General features: G+C 72.0%; 15 protein-coding genes, 2 tRNA genes and 1 other RNA gene. 8 read left to right on the top strand and 10 right to left on the bottom strand.

Annotated elements, in window-relative coordinates; genetic code table 11:
• Positions 1 to 60: 60 nt before the first annotated feature.
• Positions 61 to 822, bottom strand: a complete 762-nt coding sequence (locus tag O7612_RS28645) for a peptidoglycan DD-metalloendopeptidase family protein (protein ID WP_282269025.1) — start codon at positions 820 to 822, stop codon at positions 61 to 63.
• 128 nt (positions 823 to 950) lie between these two features.
• Here O7612_RS28645 and O7612_RS28640 point away from each other — a divergent pair, with 128 nt between their 5' ends.
• From O7612_RS28640 to O7612_RS28625, 4 genes are all read left to right on the top strand, one after another.
• Positions 951 to 1,331: a hypothetical protein gene (locus O7612_RS28640; RefSeq protein ID WP_282269023.1), complete on the top strand. Its 381-nt coding sequence runs from the start codon at positions 951 to 953 to the stop codon at positions 1,329 to 1,331.
• 72 nt (positions 1,332 to 1,403) lie between these two features.
• Entirely contained in the window at positions 1,404 to 1,571 is a 168-nt protein-coding gene (locus O7612_RS28635; RefSeq protein ID WP_168222581.1) for a hypothetical protein, read from the top strand.
• Positions 1,572 to 1,682: 111 nt separating this feature from the next.
• Complete coding sequence (locus tag O7612_RS28630; RefSeq protein ID WP_282269021.1) at positions 1,683 to 2,219, top strand: tRNA adenosine deaminase-associated protein; 537 nt, start codon at positions 1,683 to 1,685, stop codon at positions 2,217 to 2,219.
• A 136-nt stretch (positions 2,220 to 2,355) separates the two neighbouring features.
• Entirely contained in the window at positions 2,356 to 2,811 is a 456-nt protein-coding gene (locus tag O7612_RS28625) for a nucleoside deaminase (RefSeq protein ID WP_282269019.1), read from the top strand.
• Positions 2,812 to 2,974: 163 nt separating this feature from the next.
• On the opposite strand, the gene deoD is transcribed toward O7612_RS28625, so the two are convergent.
• Positions 2,975 to 3,685 carry a purine-nucleoside phosphorylase gene (gene deoD / locus O7612_RS28620; protein WP_282269017.1) on the bottom strand — a complete coding sequence of 237 codons (711 nt, stop codon included), beginning with the start codon at positions 3,683 to 3,685 and terminating at the stop codon, positions 2,975 to 2,977.
• A gap of 75 nt (positions 3,686 to 3,760) precedes the next feature.
• On the opposite strand from deoD, the gene O7612_RS28615 reads away from it, so the two are divergent.
• Positions 3,761 to 3,847: transfer RNA gene (locus O7612_RS28615), tRNA-Ser, on the top strand.
• A 130-nt stretch (positions 3,848 to 3,977) separates the two neighbouring features.
• On the opposite strand, the gene O7612_RS28610 is transcribed toward O7612_RS28615, so the two are convergent.
• The 7 genes from O7612_RS28610 to O7612_RS28580 form a co-directional block, all read right to left on the bottom strand.
• Positions 3,978 to 4,175 (bottom strand): hypothetical protein, encoded by a 198-nt coding sequence (locus O7612_RS28610; RefSeq protein ID WP_282269015.1) that lies wholly within the window; start codon positions 4,173 to 4,175, stop codon positions 3,978 to 3,980.
• A 349-nt stretch (positions 4,176 to 4,524) separates the two neighbouring features.
• On the bottom strand, positions 4,525 to 6,879 hold the full coding sequence (locus tag O7612_RS28605) for a hypothetical protein (protein ID WP_282269014.1): 2,355 nt from the start codon (positions 6,877 to 6,879) through the stop codon (positions 4,525 to 4,527).
• 452 nt (positions 6,880 to 7,331) lie between these two features.
• Positions 7,332 to 7,862, bottom strand: a complete 531-nt coding sequence (locus O7612_RS28600; RefSeq protein ID WP_282269012.1) for a hypothetical protein — start codon at positions 7,860 to 7,862, stop codon at positions 7,332 to 7,334.
• The gene (locus O7612_RS28595; protein ID WP_282269010.1) at positions 7,859 to 8,473 is read right to left on the bottom strand and encodes a hypothetical protein; all 615 of its coding nucleotides are present in this window, start codon (positions 8,471 to 8,473) and stop codon (positions 7,859 to 7,861) included. Before O7612_RS28595 ends, O7612_RS28600 begins: the two co-directional genes overlap by 4 nt.
• 115 nt (positions 8,474 to 8,588) lie before the next feature.
• Complete coding sequence (locus tag O7612_RS28590; protein ID WP_282269008.1) at positions 8,589 to 9,116, bottom strand: NUDIX hydrolase; 528 nt, start codon at positions 9,114 to 9,116, stop codon at positions 8,589 to 8,591.
• A gap of 21 nt (positions 9,117 to 9,137) precedes the next feature.
• Positions 9,138 to 10,340 carry a helix-turn-helix transcriptional regulator gene (locus O7612_RS28585; RefSeq protein ID WP_282269006.1) on the bottom strand — a complete coding sequence of 401 codons (1,203 nt, stop codon included), beginning with the start codon at positions 10,338 to 10,340 and terminating at the stop codon, positions 9,138 to 9,140.
• 217 nt (positions 10,341 to 10,557) lie between these two features.
• Entirely contained in the window at positions 10,558 to 10,683 is a 126-nt protein-coding gene (locus O7612_RS28580; RefSeq protein WP_282269004.1) for a hypothetical protein, read from the bottom strand.
• Positions 10,684 to 11,118: 435 nt separating this feature from the next.
• On the opposite strand from O7612_RS28580, the gene O7612_RS28575 reads away from it, so the two are divergent.
• Complete coding sequence (locus O7612_RS28575; protein WP_282269002.1) at positions 11,119 to 11,250, top strand: hypothetical protein; 132 nt, start codon at positions 11,119 to 11,121, stop codon at positions 11,248 to 11,250.
• A 1,363-nt stretch (positions 11,251 to 12,613) separates the two neighbouring features.
• On the opposite strand, the gene O7612_RS28570 is transcribed toward O7612_RS28575, so the two are convergent.
• Positions 12,614 to 12,698 (bottom strand) — tRNA-Ser (locus tag O7612_RS28570).
• A gap of 82 nt (positions 12,699 to 12,780) precedes the next feature.
• On the opposite strand from O7612_RS28570, the gene ffs reads away from it, so the two are divergent.
• Positions 12,781 to 12,870: signal recognition particle sRNA small type (ffs, locus tag O7612_RS28565), an RNA gene on the top strand.
• A 106-nt stretch (positions 12,871 to 12,976) separates the two neighbouring features.
• On the top strand, positions 12,977 to 15,817 hold the full coding sequence (locus tag O7612_RS28560) for a DNA polymerase III subunit gamma and tau (RefSeq protein WP_282269000.1): 2,841 nt from the start codon (positions 12,977 to 12,979) through the stop codon (positions 15,815 to 15,817).
• Positions 15,818 to 15,863 lie beyond the last annotated feature (46 nt).

The following is a 15,863-nucleotide window of genomic DNA, read 5'->3' as shown; positions in this document are numbered from 1 at the left end:
CGCTCTCTCATTCCGGGACGTTAACCGACGGGTAATACCTACGTCAATGCGTACCGCCGGTTACCCGGCGCTCGACGAGCCGCGGGGCGCCCGGGGGCAGCCGTGCTCACGCTCCCAGGCGGTCACCGCCGCGACCGGCGACCGGTTCCCCTTTCCCCGCCAGGAGTCCAGGTACTTCGCCGGCCACACCACGCCCCGCCGGATCCACCAGTCGTCGTGTCCGGTGCACTTCGGCGACAGGCCGAAATGCAGGTGACAGACGTTGTTCGCGTTCCCCGTCCGGCCCACCTCGCCGAGCTGCCGCCCGGCGGACACCCGGACCCCCGCCTCGATCCCCGCGCTGACCACGCTGAGGTGCGACCCGTAGTACCGCACCCCGTCGTCGCCCAGCAGCGACACCGACAGGCCTCCGTTGTACGGACCCAGCGGCCCCTTCCGGTCGAACCGGTCCACCCGGCTGACCTCCAGGACCGTCCCGTCGGTGACCGCCACCACCGGCTCGCCGCAGTCGGCGAAGATGTCCGTGCCCGGGTACCCCGAGTGCGTCGGGTGGTAGGAGACGTCGTCCGCCCGTACCGGAAAGACCCGGCGCAGGGCGGCGGGGGGCGGGCCGGCCGACGGCGAGCCGGTCGGGGTGGGCGTGGCCGAGGGCGAGCCCGTCGGGGTCGCCGTCGGCCCGCCGCTCGCCGTCGCCGCCGGGTCGTCCCAGACCGGGGGCGCGACCGGGCGGTCCGTCCCGCAGCCACCCAGCAACGCCGCCACGAGCAGCAGGACGGGGTACGCCGGACGGGTGCGCCGTCGGTCGGGCCGCAGCGAGGACATTCGGCCATCCTGGCAGACGGCTACGGTGGAGGGCACACCGACAGCGGCACCTCGGCCCGCCGGCCCGGTCCCCGACCCACGCCGGGCGTCGCGGGTACGGCGCGGTCCGGCAGGCCGGAGGGGGAACAGTGACCACGACGAACCAGCAACCCGGACCCCTGCCACCCCGGTTCCCGTACGTCCCGTCGGGCCTCTTCCCCGCCGGGCCGCCCCGCCGGCCGACCTGGCGGGAACCGCACCCGGTCACCGGCGCGGCGGTGGCCGCGGGGGGCGCGCTCGCCGCCGCCTGGCTGGCGCTCTTCGGCCTGCTCGGCCGGGACGTCGGCGGGTACGCCTGGTGGACGCTCGTCGCCGGCGCGCTGGCCTGGCTGGTCGCGCTGGCCCTGATCCGGTACGGCGACCGGGGGGTCGGCACCGGCGTCGCGATCGTCACCGCCGGTGGTTGGAGCATCGCGTTCGCGGTCGTCGTCACGCGGTGGGCGGTGAGCGCGGACTGGCCGATGTGGTGACACTGTGTCATCGCACGGCTTCGTTTGCCGCACCATCTTGACGTACTCGCTGTGACTGGGGACGCTCTTGGTATGGCCTGGAACACCCCGCGGCTCGACTCCGAGCGGAGCCGCCGCCGCCTGCAGATTCTCGCCGAGCTGGCGGGAGCCCGCGCGGTACGCCAGCGGGAACGGCCGCAGCGGGAACGTACCGAGCGGCTGCGCCAGCTCATCGCCACCCGCCGCCGCGTCGCCGGCTGACGAATTTCCCGGATTGCCGGCCCTTCGGGGCGTTGACCGGTCGGCTGCCGACCCGACCGGTTAACGTGCACGCGTAACGGGTCGGCTGTGCCGAGGTCTTTTGGGGGAACCATGTCGTACTTCGCTGCCGCCGTGGTGCGCGTCGAGGGCGGCTGGAGCGCCGCCGAGGTGAACCTGCGCGGCGCCACCGACGTCGACGAGGTCGCCGACCGGCTGCGCGACGTCGCGCCGGACGCCGAGGTGTCACTGCTCTTCGTCGAGGCGGACGACGCGTACCTGGTGCTGCTGCGCCTCGACGAGGGGGAGGACCTGCGGGTCTTCGGCTCCGACTCGGCGTACGCGGAGGAGTCCCGGCTGGGTGCGCTGCTCGTCGGCGACCTCAAGACCTCGGTCACCGACCTCGACGACGTCGACGAGCCGCCGTCGGCCACCGTCGGCGGGGGCGACGAGGAGAGCGGGCAGCAACCGGTCGTGGACCCCGAGGCCGACCCGGTGGGCGAGGCCGACATCCTCGCCGACCTGGGTGTCTCCGCCCAACGTCTGCTCAAGCTCTGCGCCCACGAGGGGATGCTCCCGGCCGACGTGACCGCCGAGGTGTGCCAGGTGCTCGGCTGCGCCGACGAGGTCGAGGAGCTGCGTGAGGTCTGACCGACCTCCCCCCTCCCCGGCCGCCGACGACCCGGCGCGGCTGCCTGACCCCGACCCGGCTCGACTGTCCGACCCCGTCCCGGCTTCGCTCGCCGACCCCGGCCCGACCGATCGCCGTCAGCGGCACGAGCGGTGGATGCGCCGCGCGCTGGAGATCGCCGTCACCGGCCCCGAACCGCCCGCCGGTGGCCCCGGTGACGGGACGACGCAGGACGACGTGCCGGTGGGCGCGGTCGTCTACGGCCCGGACGGCACCGAGCTGGCCGTCGGCCGCAACGAGCGGGAGCTGACCGGCGACCCCACCGCGCACGCCGAGGTGCTGGCGCTGCGCCGGGCCGCCGCCCGGTTGGGCCGGTGGCGGCTGGACGACTGCACGCTGGTGGTGACCCTGGAGCCGTGCACGATGTGCGCGGGCGCACTGGTGCTGGCCCGGATCTCGACCGTCGTCTTCGGCGCGTGGGAGCCCAAGACCGGGGCCGCCGGCTCGCTCTGGGACGTCCTGCGCGACCGTCGTCTCAACCACCGCCCCGAGGTCTACGGCGGGGTCCTGGTCGCCGAGAACGCCGCCGTCCTGCGCGCCTTCTTCCGCTGACCCCGCGTCGGGCCGACGGGACCGGGCGGGTTGGGTTGGGGTTGGTTGGGTTGGGGCGACGGGGCCGATGTTGCGGTATCGCCTGGGTGGGACACCGCAACATCGGCCCCGTCGAGCCGTCGAGCCGTCGAGCCGTCGAGCCGTCGGGGCGTCGGGGCGGCGGTCAGCGGGTGACGGCGGTGTCCAGGGCGATCTCCACCATTTGGCCGAAGGTCTGCTCGCGTTCCTGCGCGGTGGTCTTCTCGCCGGTCTTGATGTGGTCGCTGACTGTCAGCAGGGTCAGCGCGCGGGCCTTGAACCGGGCGGCGATCGTGTAGAGGGCGGCCGACTCCATCTCCACCGCCAGCACGCCGTAGTCGGCCAGGGTGTCGTACAGGTCCGGCCGGTCGGTGTAGAAGGCGTCGGCGGCGAGGATCGGGCCGACGTGCATGGTGATGCCGCGCCGCTCGGCCACCTCGACCGAGGTGCGCAGCAGCCTGAAGTCGGCGACCGGGGCGTAGTCGATCAGCCCGTCGAAGCGCATCCGGTTCATGTTCGAGTCGGTCGACGACCCGATTGCCGCGATCACGTCGCGCAGCCGGAGGTCCTCGGTGAGCGCGCCGCAGGAGCCGACCCGGATCAGGGTCTTCGCCCCGTACTCGTTGATCAGCTCGTGGGCGTAGATGGAGGCGGACGGCATGCCCATCCCGGAACCCTGGACGGAGACGTCCACGCCGTTCCACCGCCCGGTGAAGCCCAGCATGCCCCGCACCGTCGAGTAGCAGGTGGCGTCCTCGAGGTAGGTCTCCGCGATCCACTTGGCCCGCAGCGGGTCGCCCGGCATCAGGACCCGCTCGGCGATCTCGCCCGGCTTCGCGCCGATGTGCGTACTCATGGCAAAGATCCTGCCAGGCCGCCCGGAGCGATACCGGTGCGGCATCCGAACCGGGGTTCCTGTACCCTCGTCGGCGGTGGCGTGTCCGAGTGGCCTAAGGAGCACGCCTCGAAAGCGTGTGAGGGTTTACGCCCTCCGCGGGTTCAAATCCCGCCGCCACCGCTCGCGAACAGGCGAAACGCCCGGGCGATCCGTGAGGATCGCACCGGGCGTTTCGCTCGCGGTCCCAGTTCCGGTCTCGGTTGTCCGGGCCGGGTCGGCGGGTCGGCCCGGGGTGCCCTCGTGGCCGGGACTACCGGTTGTCGGGCCGGCGGTCGGTCAGCCGGTCCAGCACCGCGTAGACGGCGACGGCGGTGAGCATCGGGTTCACCGTCCCCGGCTCCTGCCACGCGAGCATGCCGAACAGAGCGGAGACCGCCGTGATGACAAGAATCCGGAGCGGAAGGTCCGGTGCGGAGTGCGGGGTTCCGGCGGGCTGACGTAGCCTCATCTGCGGATGTCCTTTCTGGTGGGAGATCCCTGACGGCACCCGTGGCAGCGGGTGCCGTCGCGCTTTCGGGCCTTCCTCGGCGCGACGGTCGGCGTCTCAGGACTGTGCATATGCACGTGCATATGCACGTGCATATTGATGATAGGGCACCTGGCGTCACAGTGGGATCCCCCGTGCGTGATCAACACGGAGCAGGCTGGCGGAACCGGGCGCATACGTGCTCCCCGGTCGGGGCCGTAAACGTCGTGTCCAGGGCGGACAGCGGTACGGCCCGCGTTCCTTGTGGTCAGGGCCGTCGTCGGGCCTCGGGCGTCGCGGTGGGGCCGGCGCGTGCCGACCCCACCACGGGTCACTCCGCTGGCGCGTGGGTGAGCCGGTACGTCGCGGCGAGCGCGTCCGACTCCAGCAGCACGGTGACCGGCCCGGCCGGCAGCGTGCAGGTGATCGTCCGCCCCACGGAGTAGCCGCTCGGGCCGCAGTAGCGGACGCCCTGGGCGTCGAAGACCGACAGCCGCGCATCGCCGGCACCGGCCGTCCGGGACCAGGTGAAACTCTGCCGGGCAGCGTGCTGGTCGGCCGGCACCGAGAGGCAGACCGCGAACCGGTCCGGGCCGGTGGTCACCGTGGACCCCGCCGCGTCGCCGGCCAGCACCGGGCAGGCCGGCGGGCCGTCCACCCGGGCCACCCCGAAGGTGTACGAGGTGGAGGGATAGCCGTCACGGGCACTGAGCAGCACCGAGTGCGGGGCCGGCCCGGTCAGCGCGCAGGCGTACTGACGCAGCGAGTAGTAGTCGCACACCTCGTCGCCGGTCGCGTCGACCACGCTCATCTCCGGCGTGGTCGCCTCCGTCGCGTCACCCGGCAGCAGCCCGACCACCCGGGCCCCGGCCGGGCTGGGCAGCCGCAGGCAGCGGTACTGCGCGGGGACCTCGAAGGTGCCCCGGTGCGGCGCGTCCCGCCACCCCGTGTCGGAAACGGTCGGGCAGCCGGTGACCTGCCAGGGCAGCAGCGCGAAGGCGTGCTGGGCGTCGTTGTCGATCACCGTGCGGGTCATGCTGCCGTCGAGGACCAGGGTGTACCGCCCCGCCGCCGGCACCTCGCAGGAGATGCCGGTGCAGAGCTTGTGCCCGGTGCTGTCGTAGACGTTGCCGTACCGCCGGTAGTTGTCGTCGGTCATCGCCTTGACCCGGTAGGTGCCGGCGGCGGGCAGGTCGAGGATCCGGCACCGGATGCCGCCCAGCGCACCGGCGGGCGGGGCATCGTACTCCCCGGGCGTGATCGTCGGGCAGCCGGCCGGGTCGGAGAGCCGGCGCACCTGCAACCGGTACGTCAGGTCGGTGCTGTCGGCCTGCCACCAGCTCAGGTACGTGATCACCCGATAGGTGCCGGTGGCGGGCAGCACGCAGCCGTCCTCGTCCGACGACCCGGTGCAGATCGCCGTGCCGGCGGAGTCGACCAGCCAGGACCAGGCGTCGTTGTACCTGTCGGGCGCGACGTAGGTGACCATCCGCTGGCCGGCGGTGCCGGTGAACGGCTGGCAGTTGGTCTGCACCTGGGAGGTCTGGTGCAGCCGGAGGGCGGCCTGGTCCCAGGACGTGCCGGTGGCCGGGGCACAGCCGTCGGTGTGGTCGAGACGGGTCACCGCCACCTGGTAGTCGATCGCGGTGCCGAAGTCGTTCCGGTTGAGCATCAGCAGCGTGTACGACCCGGCGGCCGGGACCGGGCAGCCCCGGCCGGGGTCGTACTCGGAGCAGACCTGGTCGCCGGCCGCGTCGTACATCGTCCAGGAGATGTACTGGTCGTGGTACTGGTTGAGCCGGACCAGCAGCGGACCGGCGGCCGGGGTGGTCACCACGTGGCAGCCGACCTCCTCCTGCTGGCTCACCGTTCCGCTGCCCACGGCCGCGCCGGGATCACCGAACGGGGCCAGCGGCACGGCCGGGCAGCCGACCGGGTGCGACAGCCGTGGCATCCGCAGGGTGTACGCGCTGGCGGTGCCGTACTGCTCCCGCAGGAGGAGCCGGTACGGGCCGGGCCGGTCCAGGGTGCACCGGTCGACGTACCGCACCTCGCACAGCGGCTGGAAGTCGGCGTCGAGGACCTGCCCCCGCACGTCGAACTCCCCACTCGGGTCGTACGTCCGCAGCACCGAGTGCACCGGCTGGTCGAAGCGGAAGCAGTGGGCCGCCGCGCCCGCCGGCAGGGTGCCGGTGACCCCGGGGAAGGTGAAGGAGAAGAACGACTCGGGCAGTTCCCGACACGTCGACGGGGCACGGGTGGACTCGACGGCCAGGGTGTAGTCGCCGCGGCCGGTGGGGTAGGGCAGCTTGACGGTGACCGTGTAGGTGCCGGCCGGGCCGAGCTGGCAACTGTCCGAGTCGATGCCGAACCAGCAGACGTGCGCGCCGGTGGAGTCGGTGACCCAGCCCTGGGCGTGGTCGCCGCTGCCCCGGGTGAGCTGGGTGACCAGGATGTCCTGGTCGGCGGAGGTGGTGACCGTCCACCGGTGCTGCTGCGTGTCGACGATCGCCGCGCACGTCACCACGGTGCCCAGCGGGAGCATCCCACCGCAGGTGCGCCCGGGGCGGGGTGCCTGCGGGGGCGCGGTGCGGGTGGAGGTGCGTACCGGCGGTTCGGTCGTCTCGGCCGCCGGCTTCCCGGCGGGTGCCGGACGCCCGGCCGTCACCCCCGGCGTGGTCACCACGGCCCCGGGGCGACCCGCCGCTGTTCCTGCTCCGACCGCCGCTGTTCCCGGTGCGACCGTCGCACCTCCCGGTCCGACCGCCGCCGCTCCCGCTCCGACCGGTGCCGCTCCCGGTGCGGCGGGCGTCGGGGCCGGCGTCGGTGCTGCCGGCCGCGCACCGGTCGTGGCGTCGCCGCTCGGCAGGTTCGGGCCGGCCGCCAGGGTGGCCGCCGGTCCGATCAGGATGGTCACGGCGACGGTGGCGACGACCGCCAGCCACCTCGCGCCCGGTCGGCGGTGCGGGCGTGTGGACAGCTTCGTTCTCACCATGACTCCCCGTGGGCTGCCGCGCCGCTGCGCGGGCGAGCAGATGATTCCACGGTGGTCGATCATGGGCCATCGGATACTCGGCTGGTCCGCCGGATTCTCGCCCGGTCCGCGACGTCGGCTCAGCAGGGGCCGTAGCTCTCGGCTCAGCAGGGACCGTAGCCCTCGTCGAAGAGGCGGCGGGCCCAGTCGGCGTACCCGGCGATGATCTCCCGGACGGCGGTGCCGTCGTGCAGGAAGAGGTAGCCCCGCTCGCCGTCGCGGGCCAGCAGCCCGTCGAACCGGTACGTCCGCGGTGGCGCGTGCAGCCGGACCGCCGACGGGTAGCGGCTCAGCACCACCCCGACCGGGGTGCCCACGGTGATCCCCTCCGGGGTGCTCATCGGGTCGTCGAGCCAGAGCAGCACCAGCCGGTCGTCGACGAAGATCGGGCTGGCCGTCCCGTGCCCGGCCAGCGTCGTACCGCAGGTGTCGGCGGCGGTGCGGAGCATCCCGCGTCGGGTCAGCTCCGTCTCGCTGTCGCCGAACTCGGCCCCGGACAGGCCGTGCAGGCCGACCACCTGGCCGGGGCCGATCGGCCGCGCCGGGATGTCGGGTCCGGACGGATGGGTGCCGCTGCCCGATGCCGAGGCAGCTACCAGTAACGCCGCGAGCACGGCGAATTGTCGCAATTTCATAGAATCCCCCAGTCCACAACGGGACCGGGGCGTTCAGGTTGCTGGTCAGCCGGGAATTGCCGCTCCTCCCATTCCTCGGCCAACTCGTCCCAGTAGTCGGCGGTCAGCCCGCGCCGGCCGTGGGCCAACCAGCCGGCGGTGTTCCGCTCCAGGTGCAGGCCCAGCTCGGCGAACGGGTCGAGCCACCGCCCCGGCTCCACGCCGAGCCGGACCAGCGCCGCGTTGATCGGCCACTCCCCACGCGGCAGCGTGAACGCGTGGTCGAAGCGCGGCCCCCAGCTCAGTCGGCCGCCCAGCCAGACCGCCGAGGCCTGACGGCCGAGGCCGCCGGCGAACTCCGCCTCCAGGTACGCCACCGGACCGCGCCGGGACCAGCTGTCGAGCAGCGCGCCGAGGGCCGGTGAGAAGACCAGCTCGAACGGCTGCTCGGCGGTCGGCTCCTCGGGATGGAAGTCCGGCAGCGCGCCGGTCAGCTCCTCGACCAGGTGCGGGGTCACCGGCAGCAACGCGAAGTCCTGCCGGAGCGCCGCCAGCACCGCGTGATCCAGGTCGGCGGTCTGCTCGCGCAGCAGCTCGACATCCGCGACGACCGCGCTGAGCTGGTAACTCATCCGATTCCTCCGCCGTCCACAGCCTGTGGATAGCACATGTGTACGACGGATCCTGGGCCGCCGTGAGTGCCCGTACGGTACTGGTTCGGTGCGGCAATTCAGCCGATGCGCTCGGTCACCCGCGCGATGTCGACCCCTGGTCCATGCCGTCGACCAGATAGCGCGGACAGCCGTCCTCGGCCGCGTCGAGGGCATGGCGGAGCCGGCTCCAGAGGTAGGGCCGCAGGAGTGTCCGGGCCCGATCGGCGGGGAAGAAGCCACATCTGCGCAGCTCCCCGTCCGCCGGGGTCGGTTCGGCATCGAGCAGCCCGCCGTCGAAGACGAACATCAAGCTGTCGTCCCAGGGGCCGTGTGGCGCGACCCAGTCCACGACCAGCAGGCGACCGACCCGCCGCCGGAGGCCCAGTTCTTCGTGCAGTTCCCGTTCGGCCGCCGACTGGGGTGCCTCGTTGGCCTCGACCATCCCGCCCGGAAGATCCCAGTCCGGCTTGTAGTCCGGATCGACCAGCAGGACGTCACCCCGTTCGTTGCGGAGCAGCACGTCTGCGCCGACCCGCTTCCGGGCCTGCTTCGCGTTGCCTTCCGCAAGGTACGCCTGCCAGGCGTCCGGATCGCGTTCGTAGAGCGGGCGCTGATCGGCCATGACAGCCATTGTGGGCGGGTCTCAGGCATTCGGCAGCGGGGTGGCCAACCAGTTCCTCTCCTGGAACGTCTGCTGGAGCCGGTCCAGCAGCGGTGGCACCTCCGCGCAACGGCGGACGTGCGAGCGCAGCAGCAGAGCGACCTGCCGCATGTGGTCGACGACTACCGCCGAACCGAGCCCGGTGCTCTGCTCCATCGCCTGGTGCACCACCGGGCAGGCTTCGTCGGCCCGCCCCTGGCCGATCATCGCGGCGGCGAGCAGCAGCCGAGCGAGCGCCTGACTACGCACCCGTCCGACAGGTTGTTCGTCAATGATGCCGTCAAGCACATCGACCGCTGCTGTCAGATCGCCGAGTCGGAGCAGGCAGCGGGCCACGTCGACCTGTAGCGAGTTGGCGTCGAACGGGCTGAACCACTCCGCGCGCGGGGCGTGGGGTGCGGTCAACGCCCGCTCGGCCTGCTGAAGCGCAGCGTGGCACTCATCGGTCCTGCCCGCCAACGCCAACCCGCGCGCGTGGAGTGCGAACAACCGGGCCCGGGTCGCGCCGTCGGTGCGATCGTCGGCGAGGACGTTCAGCCCGCTGACCGCGTGGGAGATCGCGGCGACCGCCTCGCCCTGATGACTGGCCAGATGGCTCAGGCTTCCCCGGATCTGACCGGCGAGACCGGTTTCGCCGCTGCGTTCGGCCAGCCCCAGCGCGTCCCGGAAGTGACGGTCGGCCAGCCTCGGTGATCTGGAGTCGTGCGCCATCCACCCCGCCATCTCGTGCATCGAGGCGGCGACGGCGAATGCTCGGCGTGGCCATGAACCGCCTTCTACCGAACATTGGGAGAAACGGTCCAGGTGTGCCACCACGGTGGCGTACAGGTGCCTGCCCCCGATCTGCCGGTCGGCCGACCGAAGCGCTTGCAGCAGATGGGAGTCGGGCACCGCGTCGTCGCCGATGACGACCGATTCCGTCCTGGGCTGAGGAAGCCGGAACCAGAGCTGGGCAGCGGGCACCTGAAGCAGACGCGCCCAACGGACGAGCCGATCCAGGTGCACGACCGGTGCGCCGGTCTCCACCCGGCTGAGCTGCGCCTGAGTCAGTCCGAGCCAGCCGGCGACGATCGTCTGGGGCAGCGGTTGTCGACCGTGATAGGGATGGTGGCGGTAGGCGCGCAGTAGCCGCCCGAAATGTCGTTCGGTCAGGGACCGGCGAATCGGCCCGTGCTCCCAGAACATGCCCGGGACCTCCGGCGGAGCGACCAGTCGGTCCCGCTCCGCCATATGGCAGGGCGCACACCTGCCGGTGTGGTTGTCCCGGGCGAGGCGACCACCGCACCGCGCGCAGCCGGTGGTCGTCGACGGCTCGGACACAGGTGGCTCCCCTCCGTAGGCGCTGGATCGGCCCATTCCACCTCCCCGGCCGGTGAACGGTATGCGTCCCACGCATACGTCGTCAGTCGTGTTCGGCGACGATCTCCCGCAGCAGCGCGGCGAGCAGCTCCGGGTGGGAGAGCATCGGGTGGTGCCCGGTGGCCAGCTCCACCGTCCGCCCCGCCCGTGCCGCCTGGGCGCGCTGCACCTCCGGCGGGGTGGCCCGGTCCCCCGGCGCAGACCACCGCCGTGGACGGGATCGACCGTTCAGGCGAGCGGAGGATACGAGATTCGAACTCGTGAGGGTTTTATCCCAACACGCTTTCCAAGTCTGTCGTCTTGTGTCCGCCGAGGGCTGCCGCCGATTGGAGAATCAGCGCTATCGCCTCGAACGAGCTGGACAGATGGCCTCGAACGTGGTCGGATGAGACGACAACTGAGATGGTTGAGCCGCGTAGCCAAGAGTGGACATCAACTATGGCATTTTTCCTCGTCTGGAGACTCGTCCTCGGGTCCGTCACTGTCAGTACTTGAGCCATTCGAGAGGGTCTTATGTCGTCACCACCCGAAAACATCGTCTGCTGCTCGCGCTCGCCAGGGTGCGGGGCGGCGGTTGCACGATGCCCGGCAAACCATCGCCGCTGTGCTCCTGGTCCTCGGCGTCTCCAGCCGCACCGTGATGGGCACCTTGGGCTGGTCCAACTCGATGGCTGTCCGGCACCAGCACTTGACTGACCCGGTGCGTGGGGACATCGCGCAGAACCTGAACGGCTGATCTGGGAACAGGATTAGGTGGATGCATTAATGGCGGACAGCGCTCGCCTGCCCGCCATTAATGCATTTTTGTTCTTAAAATAGGTGAATTTCTCTGGTTTGTCCGTCTGGGCTAACTACCCTAAGCGATTCGCCGGAATCGATCATTCGCTGCACCCAGGCATAAAGCTGAACGGCCCGGTTTATCGTGTCCGTCTTGCTGTCGCCCGTTACATCGCTTGCTTGCTCAAGCGCAGTGACCGTCCGAGGGAGTAGGTTCACGGTCACTTTAGTGAGCGATCCTCCGTTTCCGCGGCTCATCGGAGGTGCTGGTGGTGCGAGATTGCCTTCTGGCTGTTTGGGTTCGCGTTCTTGTGGCCGGTCATTTTGGACTGGAGCAACGGCGGTCGCGGATGGCATTGCCTCTCCCTCTTGTGATCCTCTCCCTTCGGGTGGCTGTTACCGCAGCCGCCCGGGGGCGAGGCCTCTGCTGCGAGGCTGCTGGTCTCTTCGTCTCTGCGCCTGATGATCGTTCTTGTGGCGGCGGTCATCTTGGGCGCCGTCTACCTTGCCGGACGTATGACCGGAAGGCAACCCTATAGCCATATGATGTATGGCTCCTTGCTGTTCTGCACTTCAGACGACCCTGCGGCGGCCCGGGTCACTTTCCGGGGTCGGAACCGGACGGGGGGTGGGGATCGGGGCGGTCGGGGCTACATGTTACGTTCGGCGTCCTGCGCATGGCGGAGGTGAGACCAGCTCTTACGGGTACACGAGCTGGCCGATACGGTGAGCGTAAGTCCTGCAAGTGCCCCCTTGTGTACCTTTTGAGCAGAAGGACAGGTGCATGCCGAGGAAAGACAACAGCAGGTCGGCGCAGACGGAAGTCGACTTCACCGTCACTGAGCCGCAACCTGACCCCTCAGATGAGCGTCGTGCGCGCCTCAAGATCCACCAGAAGGGAGTCGAGTGGGAGGGGCGTGACCTTCCTGCGGCAGCGGTTACGGGAGTGGTTGGCCTCTTCCTGATGACCATGATGGCCGCTGGGACCGTTGCTGCTTCGCAGCTCGTGGTCGAGAGCGTATGGATGGTCCTCGTGGGGGGCGGCATCCTCACGGTGTTGATCGGTGTGTTCACGGTGATCCTCGCCAGGGCGCAGCGCGACAGTCGGCCTGCTCAGGCTTCGCAGCGTCATGGCCGACAGCCGGCCGTTCGTGGTCGCCCTCGCTCCGGCACTACTGGAAAGCGGACTCCCCGTTCTCGTCGGTGACCGCCGGGGTGAAGCGTGGGTTCTGTCGGCACGAACTGAGACGAGAGCGACGGTAGAGACGACTCAGGGCCGGTCCTGTGGGGGCCGGCCCTGTCGTTGGTGCTGCTCAGACGAGCGGAGGATACGAGATTCGAACTCGTGAGGGTTTTATCCCAACACGCTTTCCAAGCGTGCGCCCTAGGCCTCTAGGCGAATCCTCCGCGAGCCAGGATACAGGTCCCCGTCGGCCCGGCCACCCCACCACCCCCCGAAGATCCACCAGGGGTCGGGTAGGGTGGTGCCTACCTCCCGTGCGGCGGTATCTCGTGAACCTCCCCAGGGCCGGAAGGCAGCAAGGATAAGCGAGCTCTGCCGGGTGCACGGGAGGCCTTTTCGTCTCCCCCCACCGGTACCGTACCTGCGGGTCTGGTCCGGGGTGGTGGGTGGTCACCCGCGCCCGACCGGCGCAGAATGGCTCGGTCGAGAGGAGGCGGGGCGAGTGACGCTGGCGCTCTACCGCAAGTACCGGCCGCGCACCTTCGCCGAGATCATCGGCCAGGAGCACGTCACCGAGCCGCTGTCGCAGGCGCTGCGCAGCGGGCGGCTCAACCACGCCTACCTCTTCTCCGGTCCCCGGGGCTGCGGCAAGACCTCCAGCGCCCGGATCCTGGCCCGCTCGCTCAACTGCGAGCAGGGTCCGACCCCGGAGCCGTGCGGGCAGTGCGACTCCTGCCGGTCGCTGGCCATCGACGGGTCCGGCTCGATCGACGTCATCGAGATCGACGCGGCCAGCCACGGCGGTGTCGACGATGCCCGTGAGCTGCGGGAGAAGGCCTTCTTCGCGCCCGCCCAGAGCCGCTTCAAGATCTATGTCATCGACGAGGCGCACATGGTCTCGTCGGCCGGCTTCAACGCGCTGCTCAAGCTGGTCGAGGAGCCGCCGGAGTACGTCAAGTTCATCTTCGCCACCACCGAGCCGGAGAAGGTCCTCGGCACGATCAAGTCGCGGACCCACCACTACCCGTTCCGGCTGATCCCGCCGAAGGTGCTCCGGCCGTACCTGGAGCAGCTCACCCAGGCCGAGGGGGTGAAGGTCGATCCGGCGGTCTTCCCGCTGGTGGTGCGTGCCGGGGGCGGCAGCGCCCGGGACAGCCTCTCCGTGCTCGACCAGCTCATCGCCGGTGCCGGCCCGGAGGGGGTCAGCTACCCCCGGGCCGCCGCGCTGCTCGGCGTCACCGATGCCGCGTTGATCGACGAGATGTGCGACGCGCTGGCCGCCGGGGACGGCGCGGCGGCGTACGCCACCGTCGACCGGGTGGCCGAGGCCGGGCACGATCCGCGCCGCTTCGCCGCCGACCTACTCGAACGGCTCCGCGACCTGATCGTGCTCCAGCAGGTGCCGGACGCCGCCGGCAAGGGCCTGATCGACGGCCCGGCCGACCAGATCGAGCGGATGGCCGCCCAGGCCCAGCAGCTCGGCCCGGCCACCCTGTCCCGCTGTGCCGACATCGTGCACAACGGCCTGGTCGACATGCGGGGCACCACCGCGCCCCGGCTGCTGCTGGAGCTGATCTGCGCCCGGATTCTGCTCCCCGGGGCCGACGACTCCACCGGCGGCCTGCTCCAGCGCCTGGAACGGCTGGAGCGCCGGCTCACCCTGGGGGGCGGGGAACTGCCGCCGGCCCCCGCCGGCTCCGCACCCCCCACCACCTCCCCGGAGGTACGCCCCACGGCCCCCGCCCCGGGGGCGGCTGCCGCCGCGTCCGACCCGGTGACCGCCGGCCCGCCGGCGGCTGCCGGTGGGCTGACCGGGGCGGCCGCCGCCCGTGCCGCCGCCGCGGCGGCGGGTGCCCGGCCCACCTCGCCCGGCCCGCGTCCCGCTCCCGGCGATCCTGCCGGCACGGCGGACACCCGTCGGGCTCCGGCCGCCGGCATTGGGGTAGGCGGTCCGGCTGCCGACGTTCCCGCCCGGGGTGGCCCGCCCGGCCCGGCCTCCGCTCCTCCCGCCGGGTCGACGGGCTCCGGGGCGGCCGCTGCCGGCCCGACCGGCGCCGACCCGGCCTTCGCCGGCCCGACGGGCTCCGGGGCGGCCTCTGCAGGCCCGACGGGCTCCGACCCGGCCTCCGTCAGGCCGACCGGATCCGGTGGTCCCGCCGTCGGTCAGCCGGGTGTCGAAGCGCCGGTCCGCCGTTCGGTGCCGGCCTCGGCGGTGATGCCCGACCCGGCGACCCCGGAGCCGCCTCGGCCCGGTGCCGCCGCGCCCGGTGCCCTCGACGCGGTCGCGGTGCGCCGGGTGTGGCCCGAGATCGTGGCCAAGGTCAATCGGGTCAAGAAGCCGGCCGCTGCGCTGATGCGCGACGCGGTGGTCCGCGACGTGGACGGGGACGTCCTGGTGCTGACCGTCAAGTCGCCGGTGCTCGCGCAGATGATGGGCGCGCACACCTCGGTCCTGGCCGATGCGCTCTACGAGGAGTTCGGCGGTCGCTGGCAGATCCGCTGCGAAGTGGCCGGTGAGCGGGGCGGCTCCGCGCTCGGCGGCCCGGCCCGGCAGTCCGCCCCGCCCCGCCCGGCGGCCGTTCCGGGTGCCGATTCCGGTGGCCTGGCCGGTCCGGCCGGCGGCGCGGGTCCGGCCGGCGGCGCGGGTGCGGCCGGCGTCGGGGTGGACCGGGGCGGTCCGGTCGGCGGCGCGGGTCCGGCGGGAGTCGGCGCGGACCGGGGCGGTCCGGCCGGTGCCGGGTCGGCCCCTGCCGCCGGTCGGGCGGGTGCGGGCGAGCCCCGGGGGACCGGTGTGCCGGTAGCCGGGGACGGTCCGTCGGGCGCTGCTCCGGCCGACGACGAGGAGGACTGGCCGGAGGCGGCCCGTCCGGGCGGGGCCACGGCCACCGCGCCGACGGCTCCCGCCGTACCGGAGCAGCCGGCTGCCGCCGCAGCGAAGCCGGTCGTAGCGAAGCCGGCCGGACCGCCGGCCAGCCCGCCACCTCCCGCGCCGGGTGCGTCCGGCGGGCCGAAGAGCAGTGCGATCGCGGCGGCCCGGGCGGCTGCGGCGGCGGCTGCCGCCGGCACCGCCAAGGGGCCGCGCTCCGCCCAGCCGGCCCGGAAGACGGCCGACGCGGACTGGGCCGGTGAACCGCCGTACGACCCGGACTACGACGGGCCGGTGCGGGGCGGTGGCCGGGTTCCCCCGACCGCCCCGGCCTACGAGGGGTTCGATCCGGGCGACGAGCCGCTGGACGAGGTGATCGACGAGCGGACCGCCCGGCAGTCCAGCGAGGAGCAGGCGGTGCAGCTGCTCCGGGAGGCGTTCGGTGCCGAGACGATCGACGAGGTGGACGCGCGCTGACGCGCCGTTCCCCGGACGGGACCACCGGTCGCCCCCGACTAGGCTG

The organism is Micromonospora sp. WMMD987, from assembly GCF_029581435.1.
In the GTDB taxonomy this organism is placed as follows: Bacteria; Actinomycetota; Actinomycetes; order Mycobacteriales; family Micromonosporaceae; genus Micromonospora; species Micromonospora rifamycinica.
The sequence above is the reverse complement of the archived record's forward strand: the minus strand, read 5'-3'. Positions and strand labels throughout refer to the sequence as shown.

What these genes read in the sequence shown, in the direction of transcription:
- O7612_RS28610 (WP_282269015.1), bottom strand. Translation starts at nt 4,175, where the DNA reads ATGAGGCTACGTCAGCCCGCCGGAACCCCGCACTCCGCACCGGACCTT.
- O7612_RS28600 (WP_282269012.1), bottom strand. Translation starts at nt 7,862, where the DNA reads ATGAAATTGCGACAATTCGCCGTGCTCGCGGCGTTACTGGTAGCTGCC.
- O7612_RS28625 (WP_282269019.1), top strand. Translation starts at nt 2,356, where the DNA reads ATGCGCCGCGCGCTGGAGATCGCCGTCACCGGCCCCGAACCGCCCGCC.
- O7612_RS28595 (WP_282269010.1), bottom strand. Translation starts at nt 8,473, where the DNA reads ATGAGTTACCAGCTCAGCGCGGTCGTCGCGGATGTCGAGCTGCTGCGC.
- O7612_RS28630 (WP_282269021.1), top strand. Translation starts at nt 1,683, where the DNA reads ATGTCGTACTTCGCTGCCGCCGTGGTGCGCGTCGAGGGCGGCTGGAGC.
- O7612_RS28590 (WP_282269008.1), bottom strand. Translation starts at nt 9,116, where the DNA reads ATGGCCGATCAGCGCCCGCTCTACGAACGCGATCCGGACGCCTGGCAG.
- deoD (WP_282269017.1), bottom strand. Translation starts at nt 3,685, where the DNA reads ATGAGTACGCACATCGGCGCGAAGCCGGGCGAGATCGCCGAGCGGGTC.
- O7612_RS28645 (WP_282269025.1), bottom strand. Translation starts at nt 822, where the DNA reads ATGTCCTCGCTGCGGCCCGACCGACGGCGCACCCGTCCGGCGTACCCC.
- O7612_RS28585 (WP_282269006.1), bottom strand. Translation starts at nt 10,340, where the DNA reads ATGTTCTGGGAGCACGGGCCGATTCGCCGGTCCCTGACCGAACGACAT.
- O7612_RS28635 (WP_168222581.1), top strand. Translation starts at nt 1,404, where the DNA reads ATGGCCTGGAACACCCCGCGGCTCGACTCCGAGCGGAGCCGCCGCCGC.